At 63.5% G+C, this 22,600-nt stretch carries 18 protein-coding genes and 1 pseudogene; 9 read left to right on the top strand and 10 right to left on the bottom strand.

The genetic code is table 11. The features are described 5' to 3' along the window. Positions 1-9: 9 nt before the first annotated feature. The 10 genes from B2U07_RS11520 to B2U07_RS11475 are packed head-to-tail and all read right to left on the bottom strand — an operon-like array spanning position 10 to position 12,842. A complete protein-coding gene (locus B2U07_RS11520) occupies positions 10-1,413 on the bottom strand; it encodes an O-antigen ligase family protein (protein WP_296276972.1) in 1,404 nt (467 codons plus the stop codon). Beyond that, positions 1,410-2,510: a glycosyltransferase family 4 protein gene (locus B2U07_RS11515; RefSeq protein ID WP_296276970.1), complete on the bottom strand. Its 1,101-nt coding sequence runs from the start codon at positions 2,508-2,510 to the stop codon at positions 1,410-1,412. The genes B2U07_RS11520 and B2U07_RS11515 overlap by 4 nt, the downstream gene beginning before the upstream one ends. Continuing rightward, complete coding sequence (locus B2U07_RS11510) at positions 2,501-3,712, bottom strand: glycosyltransferase family 4 protein (RefSeq protein WP_296277094.1); 1,212 nt, start codon at positions 3,710-3,712, stop codon at positions 2,501-2,503. The genes B2U07_RS11515 and B2U07_RS11510 overlap by 10 nt, the downstream gene beginning before the upstream one ends. A 9-nt stretch (positions 3,713-3,721) precedes the next feature. Then, a complete protein-coding gene (locus B2U07_RS11505) occupies positions 3,722-5,056 on the bottom strand; it encodes a beta-xylosidase (RefSeq protein ID WP_296276969.1) in 1,335 nt (444 codons plus the stop codon). Further along, on the bottom strand, positions 5,046-6,236 hold the full coding sequence (locus B2U07_RS11500) for a glycosyltransferase (RefSeq protein ID WP_296276967.1): 1,191 nt from the start codon (positions 6,234-6,236) through the stop codon (positions 5,046-5,048). Before B2U07_RS11500 ends, B2U07_RS11505 begins: the two co-directional genes overlap by 11 nt. Continuing rightward, entirely contained in the window at positions 6,236-8,224 is a 1,989-nt protein-coding gene (locus B2U07_RS11495) for an exopolysaccharide transport family protein (protein ID WP_296276965.1), read from the bottom strand. Before B2U07_RS11495 ends, B2U07_RS11500 begins: the two co-directional genes overlap by 1 nt. An 18-nt stretch (positions 8,225-8,242) precedes the next feature. After that, positions 8,243-9,013 (bottom strand): polysaccharide biosynthesis/export family protein, encoded by a 771-nt coding sequence (locus B2U07_RS11490; RefSeq protein ID WP_296276964.1) that lies wholly within the window; start codon positions 9,011-9,013, stop codon positions 8,243-8,245. Between the two features lie 29 nt (positions 9,014-9,042). Continuing rightward, positions 9,043-9,954: a glycosyltransferase family 2 protein gene (locus B2U07_RS11485; RefSeq protein ID WP_296276962.1), complete on the bottom strand. Its 912-nt coding sequence runs from the start codon at positions 9,952-9,954 to the stop codon at positions 9,043-9,045. Continuing rightward, positions 9,954-11,408 carry a mannose-1-phosphate guanylyltransferase/mannose-6-phosphate isomerase gene (locus tag B2U07_RS11480; RefSeq protein WP_296276960.1) on the bottom strand — a complete coding sequence of 485 codons (1,455 nt, stop codon included), beginning with the start codon at positions 11,406-11,408 and terminating at the stop codon, positions 9,954-9,956. The genes B2U07_RS11485 and B2U07_RS11480 overlap by 1 nt, the downstream gene beginning before the upstream one ends. Further along, on the bottom strand, positions 11,409-12,842 hold the full coding sequence (locus tag B2U07_RS11475; protein ID WP_296276958.1) for an undecaprenyl-phosphate glucose phosphotransferase: 1,434 nt from the start codon (positions 12,840-12,842) through the stop codon (positions 11,409-11,411). Between the two features lie 406 nt (positions 12,843-13,248). Here B2U07_RS11475 and rfbB point away from each other — a divergent pair, with 406 nt between their 5' ends. The 9 genes and pseudogenes from rfbB to dctM all read left to right on the top strand — a co-directional run. After that, positions 13,249-14,310, top strand: coding sequence for a dTDP-glucose 4,6-dehydratase (gene rfbB / locus B2U07_RS11470; RefSeq protein WP_275546793.1), 1,062 nt, complete (start codon positions 13,249-13,251; stop codon positions 14,308-14,310). 9 nt (positions 14,311-14,319) lie between these two features. After that, positions 14,320-15,192 (top strand): glucose-1-phosphate thymidylyltransferase RfbA, encoded by an 873-nt coding sequence (gene rfbA, locus B2U07_RS11465; RefSeq protein WP_275546792.1) that lies wholly within the window; start codon positions 14,320-14,322, stop codon positions 15,190-15,192. Then, entirely contained in the window at positions 15,189-15,737 is a 549-nt protein-coding gene (gene rfbC, locus B2U07_RS11460; RefSeq protein WP_275546791.1) for a dTDP-4-dehydrorhamnose 3,5-epimerase, read from the top strand. Before rfbA ends, rfbC begins: the two co-directional genes overlap by 4 nt. Next, a complete protein-coding gene (gene rfbD / locus B2U07_RS11455; RefSeq protein WP_197859207.1) occupies positions 15,734-16,597 on the top strand; it encodes a dTDP-4-dehydrorhamnose reductase in 864 nt (287 codons plus the stop codon). Before rfbC ends, rfbD begins: the two co-directional genes overlap by 4 nt. Before the next feature lie 90 nt (positions 16,598-16,687). Next, the gene (locus B2U07_RS11450; protein WP_275546790.1) at positions 16,688-18,502 is read left to right on the top strand and encodes an ATP-binding protein; all 1,815 of its coding nucleotides are present in this window, start codon (positions 16,688-16,690) and stop codon (positions 18,500-18,502) included. Further along, positions 18,499-19,884 carry a sigma-54-dependent transcriptional regulator gene (locus B2U07_RS11445; protein WP_275546789.1) on the top strand — a complete coding sequence of 462 codons (1,386 nt, stop codon included), beginning with the start codon at positions 18,499-18,501 and terminating at the stop codon, positions 19,882-19,884. The genes B2U07_RS11450 and B2U07_RS11445 overlap by 4 nt, the downstream gene beginning before the upstream one ends. Positions 19,885-20,189: 305 nt before the next feature. Next, positions 20,190-21,182, top strand: a complete 993-nt coding sequence (gene dctP, locus B2U07_RS11440) for a C4-dicarboxylate TRAP substrate-binding protein DctP (protein WP_275546788.1) — start codon at positions 20,190-20,192, stop codon at positions 21,180-21,182. A 137-nt stretch (positions 21,183-21,319) separates the two neighbouring features. Next, complete coding sequence (locus B2U07_RS11435; protein WP_275546787.1) at positions 21,320-21,946, top strand: TRAP transporter small permease; 627 nt, start codon at positions 21,320-21,322, stop codon at positions 21,944-21,946. Beyond that, positions 21,946-22,600 (top strand): annotated as a pseudogene (gene dctM, locus B2U07_RS11430) (C4-dicarboxylate TRAP transporter large permease protein DctM); the annotation flags it as partial. The gene B2U07_RS11435 and the pseudogene dctM, both read left to right, overlap by 1 nt.

Genomic DNA, 22,600 nt, shown 5'->3' with positions numbered 1-22,600 from the left:
CTCGTTCTCTCACATGCGCGTACCGGGGAGATTGGTCACGCCTTGTTCGGCGCGCAGGCGGCGGGCCTCCAGCAGGTTGATACCGACAAGCAGCCAGAACAGGCCGACCAGCACCGGCTGGAAGCCGAAGTAGTGGTCGAACAGGCCGCTGAACAGCGCCGCCAGCAGCCCGGCCGTGCTGCCCAGCCAGATCGCGTTGTCGGCATTGAGATCGGTTCGGCTGCCGCTCGGCCGGGTTTCCTTCCACCAGCTCCAGGTGGCGGCGATGAACAGCAGCATGCCCGGCAGCCCGAGCTTGTAGATGAAGTTCAACCAAAGGTTGGAGATACCCAGCAGATCGGTGCCCGGCACCGGCGGTTCGACCTTGAAACCTATGCCCAGCGGGTAGGACGCCATAGCCCGCGGGAAACTGGCGTACTCGTCGAAACGCACCGAGGTACTGGCATCGCTGAACTCGAACATGGTCGAGATCCGCTCCTGCAATGGCGGATAGGACAGCACCAGCAGCACCATCGCCGCACAGCCGGTCAGCAGCAGGCGGCCGGTGAAGGGCACCCGGCGAATGGCCAACCACACCAGGACCACCGCCAGGCTCAGCAAGGCGCCACGCGAGCCACTGAGCAGCAAGGCCAGCACACCCAAGACGCCGGCGCTGAGGCCCAGCGCACGGCGCCAGCCGAAGCGGGTGATGCCGTAACAGAAGGCCAGCGGCAGGATCAGCGCCATGGCACCACCCAGGGTGTTGGGGTGAACCCAGGGCGAGCCCATACGCAGGAAGACCGCACCGGAGGTATCGCCAATCACTTCATCGAGGACGGCGTAGCCCAACTTGGTCAGCAACGGATTGATCGCCGCGGCCGAGCGTTCGGCCAGGAAAATCGGCAACGACAGCATCAGCATCGCCAGCGTGCCGAACAGCATCGCCTGGACCATTGACTCCCTGGACGCGCCGTCACGCAGTAGGCGGAACACCAGGAAGATCAGCGACATGTTGGCCAACCAGCGCAGCCAGTTGGCCACGCCACTGCCATCGGCATGGACCATAACCTGGCCGACGACGAAGGGAAACGCACTGAACAGGATCAGCGCCAGGACGTAACGCTCCGTGCTGCCGGATTTCGGCGCGCGCTGGTCACTCTCGAAGATCGCCTGGAACAGCACGCAAGCCCAGATCACCATGATCAGCAACTCGGAAACCGTGGTCCGCACCCCGACGTTGATGGTCGAGTAAGGCAGAAAATTGGCGATCACCCCGAACAGCAGCAGACCGAGCAGCGGGCGACGCAGCAGGTTGAGGCCAACGACCATCGCAACGATCAGGACGACGACCTTCAGTGGCGAAAGAAACCACAGCAGAACGCCGAAGATCAGCCCGGTGATGACGGCGACAGGAAGCCCGAACGTTGATGTCATGCCTGTAACTCCTGTAGCAGTTCGCTCACGCGGGCGCGGTAAGGCTGCTCCGAATAGCGTCTGGCCCACTCCTGCAGAGCCTGGCGATCGGGCTCGGCTGGCTGCGCCAGTCGATGTATCTGTTCGACCAGGGCGGCGCCGTCATGAGGGCTGAAACGCGGGGTTCCCTGCGGCACGATTTCGTCCAGCGAGGTACCGCTTGCCACCGCCACCGGGGTACCGGCCGCCATCGCTTCGATCACCGGCAGGCCGAAGCCCTCGGCATAGGACGGCTGCCACAGGCGTTCGGCCGCGGCGTAGAGCCCCTGCAACTCGGCATCGCCCAGCGCCGGCACCAAATGGATGCCGGCCAGCGTGCGCTGATCGGCGGGGAGGAATTCGCCACCACCGACCAGCACCAGATCAGGAATGGCCGGATCATGCTGGCGCGCCTGCTGCCAGTGCTCGATGAACCAGGGCACGTTCTTGCGCGGCTCTCGCGTGCCGACCAGCAGCCAGAAGCGCGCCGGCAGCGCTTGCGCGGGCAGTACCGGGGTCAGGGTACTGGTCGGCACCAGATTGGTCAGCACCCGCACCTTGTGCGCGGCCGATGGGAAGGTGCGCGCCAGTTCATCGGCACTGTATTGCGAAGGGGTCCAGATACGGTCGGCAACCTGCACCGAATAACGGATCGAGAGGTTGTCGCTGATGCGATAGACCGTCTCTCGCAGCCAGGAGCTGTGGCGGTTCTTCAGATGCAGCTGAAACAGGTCATGCAGCTGCAGCACGTAGCTCACACCCTCCGGCCGCGGTGGCAACGGCAGGCCCATGTTGAAGGTGCTGATATGCACGTCGATGCCCAGGCGCCGCAATGCCCAGGGCATGTAGCCGAGTTCGAAGCGCAGCCGCCTGGGCAGACGATGCTGGCCGTCCACAGTGCTTGCCCACACGGGGCAATGCGCCCGGGCACGCAGCGGATGTTCGGCCGGTGCTGGGGTGAACAGGTGCAGGTCGACGCCAGGAAGCTCGCCCAGCACCTGAGCCAGGGCCACGTTCTGCCGACCGATGCCATTGTTGGGGTTACTGATCCCGGGACGATAATCCAGGCCTACTCGCATACCGCTCTCCCGGAGCCATTCACCGCCTGGTATACCGCAAGCAACTGGCTGGCCGCCACGCTCCAGTCATGCGCGCGGGCGACATAGTCCCGCCCGGCGGCCCCCATGCGCTCGGCGCCAGCAGGATCGGCCAGCTGACGCAAAACCGCCGCAGCCAGGGCCGCAGGGTCCTCGCCACCGTCGTATTCGACACCCGCCACCACCGCCAGCCCGGACACGCCCTGCGCCGTGGTGACCACCGGCAGCCCGGCAGCCATGGCCTCGAGCACCTTGAGCTTGGAACCGCCGCCCTGGCGCAGCGGCGCGAAGAAGACCGCCGCCTGCTCCTGCAGCGCAGTCAGATCAGGCACGAAGCCATGCCAGTCGATGCGCGCGTCCGGCCAGCGTTGCCGCCAGGCCTCCGGCAGCGCATAGCCGGCGATGGTGATGCGCGCCTCGGGCTGCGCCTGCCAGACACGCGGCATCACTTCATCCATGGCCCATTCCACGGCGTCCACGTTCGGCGGGTATTCGTAGTTGCCGATAAACAGCAGCCGCTTGCTGGCATAGGCCGGGCTGACCTGGGCGTAACGCGCGGCATCGACGCCATTGACCACCACCGGCACCGGGCGCCCGATAATCTCCGCGAGCACACCGGCATCGGCCTCGGTCACGGCGACGACCTGGGCGGCCTGGCCCATGACTCGGCGCTCCCAGCGGCGATAACGCCATTGATCGAGCCGCACCAAAGGCTTGAGCCAGGCCGGGAAACGATCATAGGTCGCGCCGCCAAGCGCCGACTCGACGTTGTGCTCGGTAAGAACGAAGGGCTGCGCGGCTTGCCGCAGGGGTTGTTCATAGGGCTGAAAGCTGTAGCTGTGTTCGATCTGTACCACATCCCACTGCTGTTCGAGCAGCTCGGCGAAACGCTGGCTCAGGGCCGGGGCATGACCATTGATACTGGCCAGCATCGGCAATGGCGACGCGGAGACAGCCAGCAGGGTGGTCGGGCTGCGCAGCGCTCGTCGCGGCATGACGATCAGTTGCTCGAGCAGTGGCTGCAACACCTGACGGGTCGCCTCATCGAGCGGCGTCTTGCTCTGCGCCAGCAAAGTGATGCGGTGCCCCGCCGCCGCCAGCGCACGCAGCAGATGGAACTGGCGCGTCTTGCCACCACTACTGGTCGGCCAAGGCAGGTACGGCAGCACCCAGAGAATCCTCAACGACATCGCTCAGTCCCATACCAGCAGTTGCAAACTGGGCTTGAGCCCCACGACCAGCGCGCCACCATCGGCCTTCAACGTTTGCTCGGTGCCACGCAGCGGATCGTGCAGCACGGCCTGGCGTACGCCATCGAGTTGCAGTTTGCCGGCCGTGGCGCTCCACACCATAAGCAGTTTCTTGCCGTCGCCACGCGTCCAGGCAACGCTGTAGAGATCCTTCGGCGCGCTGGTGAAGACTGGCGGCTCGGCAGGCTCCAGGCGCGGCCCGGTGACCTCAAGAAAGTTCTTCAGGGCGTGGAACACCGGCTTTGGTTGACCATCGAGGTCCAGCAGGCCGTATGACTGATCACGCACACTGGCGCGGGCATCCAGATCGCTCAGGTTGAACAGGAACACCCGGTCGTAATCCAGCGCACTCATCAGCGCCAGCCGGCGCAAGGTGAAATCTGCCTGACCGGAGATGCCGATGATCGCCTGCATCTCCTTCGGCCCCGAGTAGCTGGACCAGCCCCATTCGGTGGCCCAGATCTGTTTCACCCCTGCGCTGCGCAGGCCGTCATTGATAAAGCGGGCAGTGTCGAGAAACTCGTTCTTGCCGACGGTATTGCCTTCTGGGTATTCGGTGTAGGGGTGGTAGGCGACGATCAGGTTCTCGCTGGCCAAACCCTTGGCCAGCAGCGACTTGAGCATCAGGTCCATGCCGCGCGACGGCATCTGGCTGAAATAAGCCATGCCGGCGGTCGCCAGGGTTTTCTCTGGAAAACGCTGGCGCACCGTTATCACTGCGTCATGCAGCAGCGCCGCATAGGCGTCGGGGTCTTCCTTCGGCCGCCAGAAGGAGGGCAGGTTGGGTTCGTTCCAGATCTGCCACGCCTCGAATTCGGGGTAGCGTTCGATGAACCGAGTCAGGCTCTCGCTGTACACGCGATTGTCCTTCGGCGGAAAGGAGTCCTGATAGGGCGAGTTGCGCGGCGCACTTGTGGCAAAGGGTGCCGATCCGGCCAAAAAACCCACGGCCTTGAGCTTCTCCTCGGCCATGATCTTGGTCGCGGCATCGAATGGTGGGTAATAGCGGCCGGGCTCGGGCTCCAGGATGGCCCAGTGCATGGCGATTCTCACCCATTGCAGATCCAACTCCCGCAGGCTCTCCATCTGTTTGCGATAGGTCGCTTCGGGGAAAAAGTGGAACTGCGCGTTGACGCCCAGAAAGTCCTTCCAGACCACACTGCGGCTGGGCTTTAGGCTGGTAACGTCGGCCTCGGCATTGCGGCTGATTAGGATGGCCGCGCCGAACAGCACACCGAGGATCAGCAACCCCGACAGAAGAATTGGCTTACGTTGCATGAGCCCTACCCTCGCACAAACTGACGAAAATGGCCTTGAAGCGCTGGGCGGTCAGCGGCCAGAGCCGCTCGCGGCCGATCTGCGCAGCGCGCTCGGCCCACTGCTGGCAGCGCTGAGGCTGCAACAACAAAGCCTCCAACTGATCGGCCAGTGCCTGGATATCGCCCTGTGGAAACAGCGCGCCGTTGCCCGTCGCCACTTCCTCGGCAAACGCGCGGGCGTCAGAAGTCAGCACACCCCGCCCACAGGCCGCAGCCCATGACAGCGCGCCGCTGGTACCACGCTGCTCGCCCAGCAGCCGGAGCTTCCTCGACTCCCGATACGGCAGCACCATCACATGGTGAGACTGGATCTGCGGGGCGATTTCCTCGGCAGGCAGATCCAGACGCCATTCGATCAGCGTCTCGAGCCCCTGCTTGACGATACGCCGGCGTAGCTGATCAAGGTAGCTTTCTCCGGGCTCAAAGGCCATCTCGGGCGCTGTGCCACCGGCCAGCGTCAGGCGCACGCGATCGAGCAGTTGGGGCTGGCGCCTGACCACCAGCGCCAGGGCATCGAGCAGGTCCTCGATACCCTTGCCTCGATAGATGAAGCCGAAGTACAGCAGGCGGACGGGCTCCAGCGGCGGCAGAGCGACAGGCGCCACCGACTGGTTGCCGTGGGCGATGACATGAACCTTGCCCAATGGCAGACGCATGCGCCGCTGCAGACAGCGACGCCCAGTGTCGGTCAGCGTGATCAGGCCGTCGAGGCTACTGGCAAGCTGGCGCTCCTCGTGCAGGCACAACGGATCGGCCAGCACCGTCGCCGCCTGTGGCCAGGGCGATGACCATGACTGCGCCAGGGACAGTGGCCAGGGCAAGGATGCCCGACGCCATACCAGACGCTCAGGGTCATGCACAGTCGCGGTCATCGGCAGGCGCGGAAAACGTGCGCGCAGGGCACGCAGGGCATGGAACTCGGCCAGTCGGCCACCGCCGAGTTCGCCGTGCACCAGGTCGACGCCGCGCCAGTCGAAATCGGCGACACGCTGCAACGCCCGCTGATGGTCATTGCCGCAGCCGGCCAATGGCGTGACCACTTCTATCGCGGTCGACTCCAGAGCCGCCCTTAGCACTGCCGCATAATCAGCAATCCCGGTCTGCTCGGGCGGCAATGGCGCCAGCAGGGCCACACGCATCAGGCCGCGCCCCTAACCTTGGCCATTGCCCGCAGAACACGGTCGGGAACCTCGAACCGGCGACGGTTGATGATCACTCCGTCGACCTTGTTGAACGCGGTGTTCAGCACACCGATGGCATGGGCCACGGTCGGGATGTTGCTTTGCTGAGCCTCGACCACCAGCGCCACCAGATCGGCACGGCGCAGGCTGACGAAGGCTTCGGGGTTGGACAGCAGCGCCGAGGCATCGAGCAGCACCACCTCGCCCGGTTGCGCTGGCGCACCGCCGACCCGCACCTTGTGGCCGCGCTCTTCCAGAAGACGCTGCAGCTTGTCGATGATGAAACTAACGCCTTCGCCACGACGCGCAGACGTCAGGCCAAAGACCAGCCCGCGCTCATCCAACTGGTCCAGCGGCAGCAGACCGTAGAGGCGGTACAGGGCGGCCAGGAACGCGCTGTTCTGGCTGGCATCGCCGGATACCTCGGGCAGCGTGGTCCACAGCGGGATACCGAACCTGGCGGCGAAGCGGCCACCGTCGTGGATGCGCTGATCCAGCAGGTAGCAGATATAGACCGCCAGGAAGCCGACCAGAATGCTCAGCGGCAACGCCAGCAGGATCATCAGGATGCTCTTGGGGAAGACCCGGCTGGGGTTGTAGGTGGCCTGCTCGATCATCGCGATGTTGCTGATGCGACTGTTGTCCAGCTCGCGGTCGATACGGGCCTTCTCCAGGCTCTCGTTGTACAGCACGAAGTTCTTCTCGGCGGCGGTCAGCTCACGCTGCAGGCGGGCCAGTTCCGGCTCCTGCGACATGACGTTGGTGCGCTCCTCCTCGAGCTGCTTGAGCTGCTCCTCCTGACGCACCAGCTGGGCCTTGAGCCGCGCCAGGTCGGACTGCTGATCCATGAAGTTGCTGCGCAGGCGCTCGGCAATCGGGTTCGGCGCCTGGTTCTGCGAGACCTGAACGGTGGCCGACTCGCCCTTGACCATGGCCTCCAGGTTGGCGATGGTCTCGTCGATGCTCTTCACTGGCGGAGCATTTTCGGTGAAGGTGCGCAGCAGGTCCTGGCGCTCGGCGCGTTTGCCATTGAGCGTACGCAGCAGGTCCTGATGCACCGGGTTGAGGGCGATCTCGCGCACGGTGCGGATCTCCGCCGGCAGGCTCTTGATCTGCTGGTTGAGGGTGGCCAGGCTGCCTTCGGTCGACGAGATTAGACGGCGGGAATTGAAGCGATCATTGCGCAGCTGGTTGATCCGGTCGGAGAGGTTGCCCAGGTGCGCCTCGATTTCCACGGCGCCCAGACGCTCCATGTTCTCGGCCAGCTTGCTCTTGAGCTTGAGAATCTCGGCCGCACTGGCATCGCTCTGGTTCAGATAGAAGTCATAGAGGCTGCGTCGGCCGAGGGCGCGGGTGCGCTCTTCCATGTACAGCTCAACCCAGCTCTGCACCACCGACTGGGCCACCGCCGGATCGCTCCAACGGAAGCGGATTTCCATCACCGAAGAGCCCGGCGCGTGGGTGACGCTGAACTTGTCTTCGAGCTTGGTGGCCAGTCGATCGACCGGGGTCTGCTCTTCGGACAGGCCGATCAGTTGCAGGAAGCCGCGCACCAGTTCGATGGCGCCGCCAGTCACCTGGCCGACGTAGTACTTCAGGGTCGCTAGAAAGCCTTCCGGGCGCGGCGCATTGGCCAGTTGCTCCAGATAGCGCTCCGCTACCTGGCGGCTGATCGGGCGGCCGGTGAGCATGCGCTCCTCATCGAGAATCGGGTCGCGCTGCGTGGCGGGCAGGACGATCGACTGGCGATCAGCCATTTCGATGGGCAGCGTGTTGGTGTCACGCCCCGGCTTCACCAGCAGACGCGCGCTGGATTCGAAGGAGGTCGGCAGCAGGAAGGCCCCCAGCAGCACGACGATCAGGGTGGCGATCACCGCCAGCTTGAACTCCCTGAAGAAGATGAAGAACAGGCGCAGCAGATCACGGAATGTGCGGATTTCGATCATGAGGGCTGTCCCTAGCGATTAGTTGTTGTTACGGAGGTCATAGTTGGCTCCGATACCAATCGACTTGGTGAAGGGGATCAACTGGTTCAGGTACAGATCGACACCTTCGATGCGGTCACCCACACCGGACTTGGGCACGAAGACCACGTCACCACGCTGCAGCGCTATTGCCTGACGCGGCTGGTCGCCGCCCATGAGCAATTGACTGAAATCGACGAAGTAGGTCTTGTAACGGCCCTCGGCATCAGAGCGCAGCAGGGCTACATTGCGGCTGTCGGCATTGGGCATGACGCCACCGGCGGTGAGAATGGCCTGCTCCAGGGTGGTCGCCACGCTCGTCGAGTAAGGCTGCGGGTTGCGCACCGAGCCACCGACGAACACCGTGTTGCCCGGCGCCTGGTTGATGTTCACCGTCACTCCGGGTTCGCGGTAGTAGGGCGCAAGCCTTTGCTCCAGATCGGCCGACAGCTGCTCCGGCGTTTTACCACCGGCCTGGACCTTGCCGATGAACGGATAGGAGAAGGTGCCATCATTGAGCACCGTGTACAGGGTGAGCTCGTAGATGGAGTTGGCCGTGAAGGCAGAAATGGTCGGAGTCTCCCCGCTCTCGCGGACGATACGCAGGGTATCGCCAGGGTAGATGCGCTCCTGCGCGGGCGGCAGATCCGCCAGGGTCAATGCTGCCGCATGGCCCGCGTCGACAGTATCGGAGTCCGGCAGGCCGATACGTGCCGGCGTGGTGCAGGCCGTCAAGCCCAGCGTCAGAACAAGCAGCAGAAACGCTTTCATATGGGAAATTTCCTTTGAGACCCCAATATTCACTTCCAGTACCCCGGAAACATGCTCAGGCGCCGCTTCAATCCCACGTCGAGATGGCGCTCACCCTGCCCTATGCGATAGCCCAGCAACTTCACGGCGCTACGCAGCAATACTTCTGGAACTCGCCAGACGGCCCCGGCCGCCATCAGCGCCTGTAGCTCCGCCTTGACGTAACGCTTGCCCTCACCGCCAGCCGAGCCGAAGGCCTGACGGATCCAGTTCTCCCGCCCGTAGAACACGCCGATATCGAAGTAACGACGAAACTCCTCGAGCACGCTGTAATCGTGCGAGTGATACACCTCGGCGGGCGCTGCATAACGCACGGCATAACCGCCGAGCAGCATGCGGGCCGCGACGTAGGCGTCTTCGCTGCCGATCACGTCCTCGGGAAAGCCACCCACGGCGACCAGCGCATCACGCCGGTAGGCCGAAAACGAATCGGAGCTGAAACAGGTTTTGATCCCCAACTCAGGTGCATCACTCATGCGCTTGGTGCGGCTCTGCGGCGGATAGTTGAAACGACGCGACTGCGCGCCCAGCAGGCCTGCATCCGGGTGCGGCAGTTGTCGCCCATAGGCAACCCCGATATCGGCCTCGCCGTGCAGGTCGGCAATGATGTTGGCGAAGGTACCGGCGTTGGCCGGAATCGCGTCCTGGGTCAGGTAGATCAGCGCGTCCGCATCGACCTGCTCGCTCGCCCAGCGGCGGGTGCCGCCGTGGTTGAACTGCGATGGGTCGATCACTTCCACACGCGCCCCGGCGCCGCGAAAGCGCGCCACCGTATCGTCACGCGAGGCGCTGTCGACAACCAGGAACTCGTCCGGCTGCAGCGTCTGCATGGCGAGCGCCGGCAACAGGCGATCAAGATGAGCGCCAGCGTTGTGAGTCGGGATGATCAGGGCCACACGCATCAGCTGGTCTTCTCGCTCACCGGCGCACGACCATAGATATCGTTGAAACGGACGATGTCGTCCTCGCCCAGGTACTCGCCGCTCTGCACCTCGATCATCACCAGGTCGATCACCCCTGGGTTGACCAGGCGGTGGCGGTGGCCGGCGGGAATGAAGGTCGACTCGTTGGTATTGAGCAGGAAATCACGCTCACCATTGACCACCCGCGCCATGCCACTGACGACGATCCAGTGTTCGCTGCGGTGATGGTGCATCTGCAGCGACAGGGACTCGCCAGGGCGCACCATGATGCGTTTGATCTTGAAGCGCGCGCCCTCTTCCAGCACGGTGTAGGTGCCCCACGGACGGGTCACGGTGCGATGCAGGCGATAGGCTTCGTGGCCTCGCTTCTTCAGTTCCTGGGCAACGTACTTGACGTCCTGCGTGCTGTTGGCATCGGCGATCAGCAGCGCATCGGGCGTGTCCACCACAACCAGGTCACGCACGCCCACGGCGCCAATCAGGCGCTTGGGCGAGTCGATATAGCAGCCCTGCACGTTGTGCAGCACCACCTCGCCATTGATCTGGTTGCCGTTGGCATCGGCGGCGGTGAGTTCGCGCAGCGCCTGCCACGAACCGATGTCGCTCCAACCCAGGTCACAGGGCACTACGGCCACCTTGGGCGAGCGCTCCATCAGGGCGTAGTCGATGGAAATGTCGGTCACTTCGGCGAAGCTCGCCGCGTCCAGCTCGCACTGCACGCCCTGCTTGCCTGCCGTGGACACGCTCAGAGCCAAGCATTTCTCCACGCCTTCGACGACCTGCGGCGCATGCTCGCGCAGTTCGTGCAACAGTACGTCCACGCGGAAACAGAACATGCCAGCGTTCCACAGATGCCGGCCACCGGCCAGGTAGGCCTCGGCCGTCGCCAGATCGGGTTTCTCGACGAAACTGGCGACGCGGTAACCGCCCTCCAGGCTCTCGCCTTGCTGGATATAGCCATAGCCGGTCTCGGCATGATCCGGCTGAATACCGAAAGTCACCAACCAGCCGGCCTCGGCAAGTGCTCGCGCCTGTGCGATAGCGGCGACGAAAGTAGCCTGATCGCGAATCAGATGATCGGCAGGCAACACCAGTAACTGGGCGTCCTCGCCGTAATGATGCGCGACGTGCAACGCTGCAGCCGCAATCGCCGGCGCGGTATTGCGCCCCGTGGGTTCGAGGAGAAAGTCCAGCCCCACAAGTCCCCGATTCAGCGCGCGATAGTCATCCAGCGTGCGAAACAAAAGATCACGGTTGATCACCGTCAGCAATCGGGCAACGTCATCCAGGCCGGCGACACGCTCGAAGGTCTTCTGCAACAGGCTGCGGCCATCGGCCAGGCGCATGAACGGCTTGGGCATGGCCTCGCGAGAAACCGGCCACAGGCGCGTGCCGGCACCACCGGCGACGATACAGGGGATCAGGACGCTCATTCAGTAGGCCTCGCGGGTGAGGATGACCGCCGGCAAGGTGCGGAAGAGGATGTAGAGGTCGAACCACACCGACCAGTTTTCGATGTATTGCAGGTCGAACTCGACACGCTTCTCGATCTTCTCCAGCGTGTCGGTCTCGCCGCGATAGCCATGGACCTGTGCCCAACCGGTAATGCCTGGCTTGACCCGATGGCGGGCGGTGTATTCCTTCACCGCATCCTCAAAAAGGATGCCAGCCGCCTTGGTCGCCGTGGCATGCGGGCGCGGGCCAACCATGGACATGCTGCCGAGCAATACGTTGAACAGCTGCGGCAACTCATCCAGGCTGGTCTTGCGGATAAAGCGCCCGACTCGGGTGATGCGGTCGTCATTGCGCGTGGTCTGCCGCTCGGCGTTGGCGTCGGCGCGGTCACAGTACATAGAACGAAACTTGAACACTTCAATCAACTTGTTGTTGTAACCGTAACGTTTCTGGCGAAACAGCACAGGCCCAGGGGAGTCGAGCTTGATCGCCAGTGCGACCAGGATCATCAGGGGTAGAGCGAAAGCCAGAGCCAGCAGCGCCAGAAGCAGGTCCTCAATTCGCTTGATCAAAGGCGACCAACCGTCGAGCGGCCTTTCCGAGACGTTGAACATCGGCAGCCCGGCCACCTCGGTGATGCGGTTGCGCGCATGCCGGAAAGCGAGCATGTCCGGCACCAGCAGAACGTTTACCGGAAGTTTGCGCAATTCGCGCACGATCTGGCCGATGCGATTCTCGGCTGACCAAGGCAGTGCGACCAGCACTTGCGTCACTCGCTCATCCCGCACCAGGCGCTCCAGGGCATTGCTGTCGCCCAACAACGGTAGACCACCCAACGTATCGGGCAAGCGACCGATACGGTCATCTATAAAACCGATCAAACCAGAACGAATGTCGCTATGGCGCTGCATGAATTCCGATAGCCGCAGGCCATTCTCGGTCGCCCCGAGGATGACCGCGCTCTGCAGAAATTGTCCGGCACGCATCCAATACCGATAGAGAGCGAGCAACGCCAAACGCTCGGCGCCGAACGCGAAGAGGCTGGCCAGAAACCAGAGGCTGAGGAAATGCCACTCCATGAAGCTGAACATTGCCAGCGCCTGATGCATGAAGAGCAACAGACAGAACGCCGCAGACCAGGCAAAGAACATCATGCGAAAGCGCAACAGGCTACTGAATATCTCCTCGGAGTAAACGCCCAGGGCTTGAAACATCATTACCGTAAGAACGCCAAAGAAGAGCAGTACCGTGGCGTAGCTTTGTGTCAGCACGGGCTCATCCGATAGCCATACCAGAAGAGCAAACCCTGGCAAAATGGCGGTAATGCCATGAACCAGGCGAATGGCCGCCAAGAAATATTCGATGAACCCAGGACGCGCCAGCAAGGAACCACCGGCTGATTGCAGACGCATGAAAAGTCACTCCCGCCTTAATTTCGCTCATGAACATCCGATGACGTCAAAAAACAGGCAGTAAAATGCAAAAAATCAAATTTTCGACAGAATATCGTCAAATTGTTTTATGGCGCGACTTAACCACTTTTATGATGGCATTTCAACATCCGCACTGATGAATAGCACAGTTAATTTCTGGCGCCAGAAAGCCAGCAAAAAAGAAGCTTTGTTGAAGAACGCCATGTGCTCGTACTACCGCCAAAACGACTCGCGCAACCCAAGCGGTTTGATGTACAAAATGCGCCATCAACCATTCAGGCTTATGGCTATTGAGCCTCTACGTGGCCTGCTGCGCCACAGCTTCCGCGACTTTCAATTGATCCAGGGCCTCGTCTGCCGTCACTCATCGCCAAGGACACAGTAAATGCGCATCCTTATTACCGGCGGAGCCGGCTTCATCGGGTCGGCACTGATTCGCCACCTGATTCAGGACACCGAGCACGAAGTGCTCAATCTCGACAAGCTGACCTATGCCGGCAATCTGGAATCCCTTCTGGAGATCGCCGCAAGCCCCCGGTACCGCTTCGTTCAGGCCGATATTGCCGATGCCGGGCGAGTCGCTGCGACGCTGAGCGAATTCCAGCCAGACGCCATCATGCACCTGGCCGCCGAATCCCATGTCGATCGCTCAATCGATGGCCCGGCGGCCTTCATCCAGACCAATATCGTCGGCACCTATAGCCTGCTGGAGAACACGCGCGCTTACTGGCTAACCCTGAGCCCCGAGCGCAAGGCGGCCTTCCGCTTCCACCACATCTCCACCGACGAGGTTTACGGCGACCTGCACGGTGTCGATGACCTGTTCACCGAAACCACCCCCTATGCCCCCAGCTCGCCCTACTCGGCGAGCAAGGCCGCGTCCGACCATCTGGTCCGCGCCTGGCAACGCACCTATGGCCTGCCGGTGCTGATCACCAATTGCTCGAACAATTACGGCCCCTATCACTTCCCCGAGAAGCTGATCCCGCTGATGATCCTCAATGCCCTGGCCGGCAAGCCGCTGCCGGTGTATGGCAACGGCCAGCAGGTACGCGACTGGCTGTACGTGGAAGACCACGCACGTGCGCTGCTCAAGGTGGTCAGCCAAGGCGAAGTCGGCGAGACCTACAATATCGGCGGACACAACGAGCAGAAGAACCTCGACGTGGTACGCGCCATCTGTGCCCTGCTGGAAGAGCTGGCACCGCAGAAACCCGCCGGCCTCGCGCGCTATGAAGACCTGATCACCTATGTGCAGGACCGTCCGGGTCACGACTTGCGCTACGCCATCGACGCCAGCAAGATCGAGCGCGAACTGGGTTGGGTGCCGCAGGAAACCTTCGAAACCGGCCTGCGCAAGACGGTGCTGTGGTACCTGGACAATCTCGACTGGTGTCGCCGCGTGCAGGATGGCAGCTATCAGGGCCAGCGACTCGGCGCACTCTAAGGAGCTTCAATGAAAGGCATCATTCTCGCCGGCGGCTCCGGCACCCGTCTGCACCCCATCACCCTGGGTGTGTCCAAGCAACTGCTGCCGATCTATGACAAGCCGATGATCTATTACCCGCTGTCGGTGCTGATGCTGGCCGGCATCCGCGAGATTCTGATCATCTCCACCCCTGAAGACCTGCCCAACTTCGAGAAGATGCTCGGCGACGGCAGCCAGTTCGGCATCACTCTGCAGTATGCCGAGCAACCCTCGCCGGACGGCCTGGCCCAGGCGTTCCTGATCGGCGAGTCGTTCATTGGTAACGACTCGGTCTGCCTGATCCTCGGGGATAATATTTTCCACGGCCAACACTTCACCGAAATGCTGCTTCGCGCCGCCAGCCACGACAGTGGGGCCACGGTATTCGGTTATTGGGTCAGCGATCCGGAGCGGTTTGGCGTGGTCGAGTTCGACGCCGCCGGCAACGCGCTGTCGATCGAGGAAAAGCCGGCGAAACCCAAGTCCAGCTTTGCCGTAACCGGCCTGTATTTCTACGACAACGATGTGGTGCAAATCGCCAAGGCCGTTAAACCCTCGCCACGCGGCGAGCTTGAAATTACCGATGTGAACAATGCCTACCTGGCCCGTGGAGACCTGCGCGTGGAGCGCTTCGGCCGTGGTTTCGCCTGGCTCGATACCGGCACCCACGACAGCCTGCTCGATGCCTCGCAATACGTGCAAACGGTGGAAAAGCGTCAGGGATTGAAGGTCGCCTGCCTGGAAGAGATCGCCTATCAGCAGGGCTGGATCGACCGAGAGAAATTGCTTACGTGTGCCAAGGCATTGGGCAAGACGGGTTATGGTCAATACCTTTACAAACTGGCGGAGGAGTCGCTGTGAAAGTGATCGCGACCGCACTACCGGAAGTGCTGATTCTCGAACCTCAGGTATTTGGTGACGAGCGCGGCTTCTTCTACGAAAGCTTCAATGCGCAGCGCTTCGCAGAGGCGACCGGAGTGACCCGAGAGTTCGTGCAGGACAACCACTCGCGCTCCGCGCGAGGCGTACTGCGCGGCCTGCACTATCAACTGCAGCAGGCCCAGGGCAAGCTGGTGCGCGTCAGTGCCGGCGAGGTCTATGACGTCGCAGTGGACGTACGCCGCAGCTCGCCGAACTTCGGCAAGTGGGTGGGCGTGCATCTGTCTGCCGAGAACAAGCGCCAGATGTGGGTGCCGGAAGGCTTCGCACACGGTTTTCTGGTGCTCAGCGAGTACGCCGAGTTCCTCTACAAGACCACCGACTATTACGCCCCGGCCTTTGAGCGCTGCATCCGCTGGGACGATGCGCAGCTGGCCATCGACTGGCCGCTCGACGGCCTGACGCCACAGCTGTCGGCCAAGGATCAACAAGGCCTGAGCCTGACCGACGCCGAGACGTTCGCATGAAGATTCTGATCAGCGGCCACACCGGCCAGGTCGCGCGCGAGCTGCAACTGGCCCTGCGCGAGCATGAATTGATCAGCCTCGGCCGTCAGGATTTCGACCTGTCACGCCCGGAAAGCCTGCGCGAAACCATCCTGCGCGAACGCCCGGCGCTGGTGATCAATGCCGCCGCCTACACCGCCGTCGATCAGGCCGAACAGGAGCGCGAACTGGCCTTCACCATCAATGCCGAAGCGCCGGGCGTCATGGCCGATGCCTGCTTCGAGCTGGACATCCCGCTGATCCACTATTCCACCGACTACGTCTTCGACGGCAGCAAGACTACGCCCTACCGCGAGGCGGACACGCCGCGCCCGCTGGGTGTCTACGGCGCCAGCAAGGTTGCCGGGGAACAGGCACTGCGCATCAGTGGCTGCGACCACCTGATTCTGCGTACCAGCTGGGTCTACTCGCAGCATGGGCGCAACTTCCTGCTGACCATGCAGCGCCTGCTGCAGGAGCGCGAAGAACTCAGCGTGGTCGATGACCAGATCGGCGCGCCGACCTGGGCCGGCAGCATCGCCAGCGCCACCGCCGAGCTGATCGACAAGTGGCAACAAGGACGCCATCGCTGGGGCACCTATCACCTGACCTGCCAGGGTGAAACCAGCTGGTTCGGCTTCGCCAGCGCCATCGCCGAGCGCCTGCGCGCCACCGGCAAGCCCTGTGCCCGGCTGCGCCCGATCTCCAGTAGCGAGTACCCGACGCCGGCGCAGCGCCCGCTCAATTCGCGCCTGGACGGTGAACGCCTGGAAGAGGAATGGCAGATTCGCCTGCCGGACTGGCGAACGGCACTGGACGCCTGCCTGCAGCGCATGGGCTGACGCCCGACATTTCATCACCAGCGGCCGGCGCACGTCACCGGCCGCACGCTTAACGTGCATAATGCGCCGATCATTTCTGCACGGTTCTCCATGAGCACGAACACTGCCACTCCCCGCCGCCTGCGCTGGCGCAGCCTCGTGCTGCTGGCGCTGCTGCTCGCGCCCCTGCTGTTGCCCGTACACTTTTTGGCCGAACGCTACTACCGCGAAGTCCTGATCGAACAGAACCGGCAAACCCTGGACCTGTACGTTGCCAACCTGCTTGGCACGCTGCGCCGCTACGAGGTGCTGCCGCAGATTCTCGGCGACCTGCCCGGCCTGCGCGCAGCCCTGAAGACGCCCGAAGACCCCGCAGTACTGGATAACGCCAACCGCCTGCTGGCCCGCGTGAAGAGCCAGACCGGGGCCGACGTGATCTACCTGATGAACACCCGCGGCGTCACCCTGGCCGCCTCCAACTGGGACAAGCCGGACAGTTTCGTCGCCGGCAACTTCGCCTTTCGCCCGTACTTTCGCGAAGCATTGGCCGGCCGCCTGGGCCGCTTCTTCGGCCTCGGCACCACCTCAGGAAAACGCGGCTACTACTTTGCCTACCCGGTGCGCGAGGACGACCACAACATTGGCGCACTGGTGGTCAAGGTCGACCTCGACCACACCGAAACGCTGTGGGGTAACACCCCGGAACAGCTGCTGGTCACCGACACCAATGGCGTGGTGATTCTCACCTCGCGCCCTGACTGGCGCTTTCACGCCAGCCGCCCGCTGGACCGCGTCGAACAATCGGCGATCGCCGCCAACCAGCCCTACCCGACCCAGGCGCCGCCCGCGCTCGACCTTGATCCCAACGCCTGGTTGACGCAAAGCCGGGCCTTGGAGGAAACCGGCTGGACGGTGAGTATTCTCGCCCCGCGCATCCTTCTCGATCGCCCCGTGCGCAGCGCTGTGGCCGTGGGGGCGGCTGCCCTGCTGGCCCTGCTGTTGCTGCTCGGCCTGCTGATATTGCGCCGCCGACACTACCTCGAACGCATCGCCCTCGATGCTAGCGCCAAGGCCGAACTGGAACAGCGGGTGACCGAGCGTACGCAGGACCTGGAGCTGCTCAACAGCCGACTCAAGCAGGAAGTGCTCGAACGCGAGCAGGCGCAGCAGGAGCTGGTGCGCGCCCAGGACGAACTGGTCCAGGCCGGCAAACTCTCCGCGCTCGGCACCATGAGTGCCAGTATCAGCCACGAGCTCAACCAGCCACTGGGCGCGATCCGCAGCTACGCCGAGAACGCCAGTACCCTGCTCGACCACCAGCGCAGCGACGATGCCCGCGCCAACCTCAAGCTGATCAGCGAACTGACCGAGCGCATGGCCTCGATCATCGCGCATCTGCGCGCCTTCGCCCGCCGCGACCGCCATGCGCCCGAGCGAGTGGCGCTGCAACCGGCACTGGACGACGCCCTTGCCCTGCTCGCCAAACGCCGCCGGGCCATGGATGTGGAATTGATTCGCGACCTGCCGGACGCCACGCTCTGGGTTCAGGCTGGCGAAACGCGCCTGCGTCAGGTACTCGGCAACCTGCTCGGCAATGCGCTCGACGCCCTGGTCGACAAGGCGCCGCCACGGCGTATCTGGATCAGCATTGAGCATCAGGCCGAGCATCTCGACCTGCTGCTGCGCGACAACGGCCCCGGCTTCTCAAGCGAATCCCTGGCCCGCGCGCGTGAGCCGTTCTTCACCACCAAGACCAGCGCCCAGGGCCTGGGGCTAGGTCTGGCCATCTGCGATAGTCTGGTGCGGGCGCTGGACGGCGAACTGCTGCTGGCCAATCATCCGGCCGGCGGCGCGCTGATTACCCTGCGCCTGCGCCTGGCCAGCCCCGGCGTCAACCTGCAACCTTCTGAGGACCCTTCGCCATGACCAGCGACAGCGCCATCGACAGCCGCATTCAGGTATTGCTGATCGACGACGACGCCCATCTGCGCCAGGCGCTCAGCCAGACGCTCGACCTGGCCGGGCTCAAGGTCCTCAGCCTGGGCGATGCCCAGGGTCTGGCTGCACGTATTCCGGTGGGCTGGCCAGGGGTGGTGGTCAGCGATATCCGCATGCCCGGCATCGACGGCCTGCAACTGCTGCAGCAACTGCGCGAGCGCGATGCCGAGCTGCCGGTACTGCTGATTACAGGCCACGGCGACGTGCCGCTGGCCGTGCAGGCGATGCGCGCTGGGGCCTATGACTTTCTCGAGAAACCTTTCGCCAACGAGGCGCTGCTCGACAGCGTTCGCCGCGCCCTGCAGCTGCGCCGCCTGGTACTGGACAATCGCAGCCTGCGCATGGCGCTCAACGACCGCCAGCAGCTGTCCAGCCGCCTGGTGGGTCAGTCGCCCGCCATGCAGCGCCTGCGCGAGCAGATCGGCGCGCTCGCCGGCATCACCACCGACGTGTTGATCCTCGGCGAGACCGGCGCCGGCAAGGAGGTGGTCGCCCGCGCCCTGCACGATCTGTCCAGCCGCCGCGACGGGCCCTTCGTCGCCATCAACGCCGGTGCACTGGCCGAGTCCGTGGTGGAAAGCGAATTGTTCGGCCACGAGGCCGGAGCCTTCACCGGCGCGCAGAAGCGCCGCATCGGCAAGTTCGAATTCGCCAACGGCGGCACCCTGTTCCTCGACGAGATCGAGAGCATGAGCCTGGACGTGCAGGTCAAATTGCTGCGTCTGTTGCAAGAGCGCGTGGTCGAACGCCTCGGCGGCAACCAGCTGATCCCGCTGGATATCCGCGTGATCGCCGCCACCAAGGAAGACCTGCGCCAGGCTGCCGACGCCGGGCGTTTCCGCGCCGACCTCTACTACCGGCTCAACGTCGCGCCGCTGTCCATCCCGCCGCTGCGCGAGCGCGGCGAGGATGCCCTGCTGCTGTTCCAGCATTTCGCCGAAGCGGCGGCAGCCCGCCACGCCCTGGCTCCGCGTGAGCTGCAACCGGGACAGCGTGCGTTGCTGCTGCGTCATCCATGGCCGGGCAACGTGCGCGAACTGCAGAACGCCGCCGAACGTTTCGCCCTGGGCCTGGAGTTGGCACTCGATAGCAACGCGCCGAACCTGCCACCGGTCAACGGCGGGCTCAGCGAACAGGTCGAAGCCTTCGAGCGCGCGCTGATCGCCGCCGAGCTGAGTCGTCCGCACGGCTCGCTGCGCAGCCTGGCCGAAGCGCTGGGCGTGCCGCGCAAGACCCTGCACGACAAGCTGCGCAAACATGGGCTGAATTTCTCCGGTGCTGGCGGAAGCTCGCCAGAGGACTTCGACTGACTGGCGGCAAACCGCCAAAGCCATCATCAAAGACTGGCCGTCAGCGGGCGCATACGCCCGCCAGGCGCTCGGCAAAACGCCATCAAAGCCCACAGCCACGGGCTTTTCCTCTAGGCAGGCACGCACCCCATGGCAGACTGGCACAAGGGTTGCTCTAGGCTAGCTCCAAGCGAACCCACAAGTACAAGTCCAGGCCTCGCTGATGCCACCGGCGTTTTTCTCCAAGCCGCCTAGACTTGCTCTTGTCCGTTCGTCAGCAGCGCCTCGGCGCAAATGCGATAAACACAACAAGAGGAAGCATCCGCATGTTCAAACTGACTGCCAAGGCGCTGGCTTGCGCCCTGTCCCTGTCCATCGCTGGCGTGGTTCACGCTGCCGACCCGATCGTCATCAAGTTCTCCCACGTGGTTGCCGAGCACACCCCGAAAGGTCAGGGTGCCGTGCTGTTCAAGCAACTGGCCGAAGAGCGCCTGGGCGACAAGGTCAAGGTCGAGGTCTACCCGAACTCCTCGCTGTTCGGCGACGGCAAGGAAATGGAAGCGCTGCTGCTCGGCGACGTCCAGATCATCGCCCCGTCCCTGGCCAAGTTCGAGCATTACACCAAGCAGCTGCAGGTATTCGACCTGCCGTTCCTGTTCGACGACATGGCTGCAGTCGATCGCTTCCAGAAAGGTCCGGAAGGCCAGAAGCTGCTGACCTCCATGACTGACAAGGGCATCACCGGCCTGGCCTACTGGCACAACGGCCTGAAGCAGCTGTCGGCCAACAAGGCGCTGCTGGAGCCGAAAGACGCCCGTGGTCTGAAGTTCCGCGTACAGGCCTCCGCCGTACTGGAAGAGCAGTTCAAGGCCGTGCGCGCCAACCCGCGCAAGATGAGCTTCGCCGAGGTTTACCAAGGCCTGCAGACCGGCGTGGTCAACGGTGCCGAGAACCCGTACTCGAACATCTACAGCCAGAAGATGCACGAAGTGCAGAAGTACATCACCGAGTCCAACCATGGCCTGCTGGACTACATGCTGATCACCAACACCAAGTTCTGGGACGGTCTGCCGGCTGACGTACGTAGCGAGCTGGACAAGATCATCGCCGAGGTCACCGTCGAGGTGAACAAGCAGGCTGACGCCCTCAACGAAGGCGACAAGCAGCGCATTCTCGATGCCGGTACTACCGAGATCCTGACCCTGACTCCCGAGCAGCGCGGCCAGTGGCGCGACGCCATGCAGCCGGTATGGAAGAAGTTCGAAGGCGAAATCGGTGCCGACCTGATCAAGGCCGCGCAAACCGCCAACCAGCAATAAGGCCGGAGAGCCGTAGGGTGGGCAGGGCACTGCAGCGCTGACCCACCACGACGCCCGCGACGGGCGTCGTTCAATGCTGTAACCGGTGGGCCGGCTGCCGTCCCACCCTACGCCCTTTCCATTCGGGAGAACCGACCATGAACGCCTTGCGGCGCGTCTGGGAGCACTTCGAGGAAGGCTTCATTGCTTTCCTCCTGGCGGCCATGACGCTGATCACTTTCGTCTACGTGATCCTCAACAACTTCTACACCCTGTTCTATTGGCTGGGTGACACCTTCGGCGGTAACGAGGCTCTGCTTACTATCGGCGACTTCATTCTCGACCTTGCTCAGGCGATGACCTGGAGCAACGCCCTGACCAAGGCCCTGTTCGGCTGGCTGATCTTCTTCGGCCTGGCCTACGGCGTGCGTACCGCCGGCCACATCGGCGTCGACGCTCTGGTCAAACTCGCTCCGCGCGGCGTGCAGCGCGTCATCGGCGTGATCGCCTGCTCGGCCTGCCTGGGCTACGCCGGCCTGATCGCCGTCGGCAGCTTCGACTGGGTCAGCACCCTGTTCAGGGCCGGTATCGGCGCCGAAGACCTGGGCCACTACGGCATCCAGCAATGGCACATCGGCATGATCGTGCCGTTCGGCTACGCCATGGTGTTCATCCGTTTCCTGGAAATCCTCGTGCGCATCCTGCGCAACGAGCAGACCGGCCTCGGCCTGGCTGACGAAGCCGCCGATGCGCTGAAAATCAATGAGCACGAGGAGGCCAAATAATGACCGTGCTGTTCCTCTTCCTGCTGCTGTTCCTGCTGATGTTCATCGGCGTGCCGATCGCCGCATCGCTCGGCCTGGCCGGCTCGATCACCATCATGCTGTTCAGCCCCGACTCGGTGCGCTCGCTGGCGATCAAGCTGTTCGAGACCTCCGAGCACTACACCCTGCTGGCGATCCCGTTCTTCCTGCTGTCCGGTGCCTTCATGACCACCGGTGGCGTGGCACGTCGCCTGATCGACTTCGCCAACGCCTGCGTCGGTCACATCCGTGGTGGCCTGGCCATCGGTGCGGTGCTGGCATGCATGCTGTTCGCTGCGCTGTCCGGCTCGTCGCCGGCCACCGTCGCGGCCGTAGGCTCCATCGCTATCGCCGGCATGGTGCGCTCCGGTTACCCGCAGGCCTTCGGCGCCGGCATCGTGTGTAACGCCGGTACCCTGGGCATCCTGATTCCGCCGTCGATCGTGATGGTGGTGTACGCCGCCGCCACCGAGCAGTCGGTGGGCAAGCTGTTCATGGCCGGTGTGATTCCCGGTGTGATGCTCGGCCTGGCACTGATGATCGCGATCTACATCGTTGCGCGCATCAAGAAGCTGCCGGCCCTGCCGCGCGCCAGCTTCCGCGAGTGGCTGCGTTCCGCCCGCGAGGCCTTCTGGG

It is taken from the genome of Pseudomonas sp. UBA7530 (assembly GCF_002479365.1).
Lineage (GTDB): Bacteria > Pseudomonadota > Gammaproteobacteria > Pseudomonadales > Pseudomonadaceae > Aquipseudomonas.
Note: the sequence above shows the minus strand (reverse complement) of the source record. Positions and strands in the feature narration are given on the sequence as shown.

Bases quoted from the DNA above. Each gene is read 5' to 3' on its own strand.
- B2U07_RS11520 (WP_296276972.1), bottom strand. From the start codon at position 1,413: ATGACATCAACGTTCGGGCTTCCTGTCGCCGTCATCACCGGGCTGATC.
- B2U07_RS11515 (WP_296276970.1), bottom strand. From the start codon at position 2,510: ATGCGAGTAGGCCTGGATTATCGTCCCGGGATCAGTAACCCCAACAAT.
- B2U07_RS11505 (WP_296276969.1), bottom strand. From the start codon at position 5,056: ATGCAACGTAAGCCAATTCTTCTGTCGGGGTTGCTGATCCTCGGTGTG.
- B2U07_RS11500 (WP_296276967.1), bottom strand. From the start codon at position 6,236: ATGCGTGTGGCCCTGCTGGCGCCATTGCCGCCCGAGCAGACCGGGATT.
- B2U07_RS11495 (WP_296276965.1), bottom strand. From the start codon at position 8,224: ATGATCGAAATCCGCACATTCCGTGATCTGCTGCGCCTGTTCTTCATC.
- B2U07_RS11490 (WP_296276964.1), bottom strand. From the start codon at position 9,013: ATGAAAGCGTTTCTGCTGCTTGTTCTGACGCTGGGCTTGACGGCCTGC.
- B2U07_RS11485 (WP_296276962.1), bottom strand. From the start codon at position 9,954: ATGCGTGTGGCCCTGATCATCCCGACTCACAACGCTGGCGCTCATCTT.
- B2U07_RS11480 (WP_296276960.1), bottom strand. From the start codon at position 11,408: ATGAGCGTCCTGATCCCCTGTATCGTCGCCGGTGGTGCCGGCACGCGC.
- B2U07_RS11475 (WP_296276958.1), bottom strand. From the start codon at position 12,842: ATGCGTCTGCAATCAGCCGGTGGTTCCTTGCTGGCGCGTCCTGGGTTC.
- rfbB (WP_275546793.1), top strand. From the start codon at position 13,249: ATGCGCATCCTTATTACCGGCGGAGCCGGCTTCATCGGGTCGGCACTG.
- rfbA (WP_275546792.1), top strand. From the start codon at position 14,320: ATGAAAGGCATCATTCTCGCCGGCGGCTCCGGCACCCGTCTGCACCCC.
- rfbD (WP_197859207.1), top strand. From the start codon at position 15,734: ATGAAGATTCTGATCAGCGGCCACACCGGCCAGGTCGCGCGCGAGCTG.
- B2U07_RS11450 (WP_275546790.1), top strand. From the start codon at position 16,688: ATGAGCACGAACACTGCCACTCCCCGCCGCCTGCGCTGGCGCAGCCTC.
- B2U07_RS11445 (WP_275546789.1), top strand. From the start codon at position 18,499: ATGACCAGCGACAGCGCCATCGACAGCCGCATTCAGGTATTGCTGATC.
- dctP (WP_275546788.1), top strand. From the start codon at position 20,190: ATGTTCAAACTGACTGCCAAGGCGCTGGCTTGCGCCCTGTCCCTGTCC.
- B2U07_RS11435 (WP_275546787.1), top strand. From the start codon at position 21,320: ATGAACGCCTTGCGGCGCGTCTGGGAGCACTTCGAGGAAGGCTTCATT.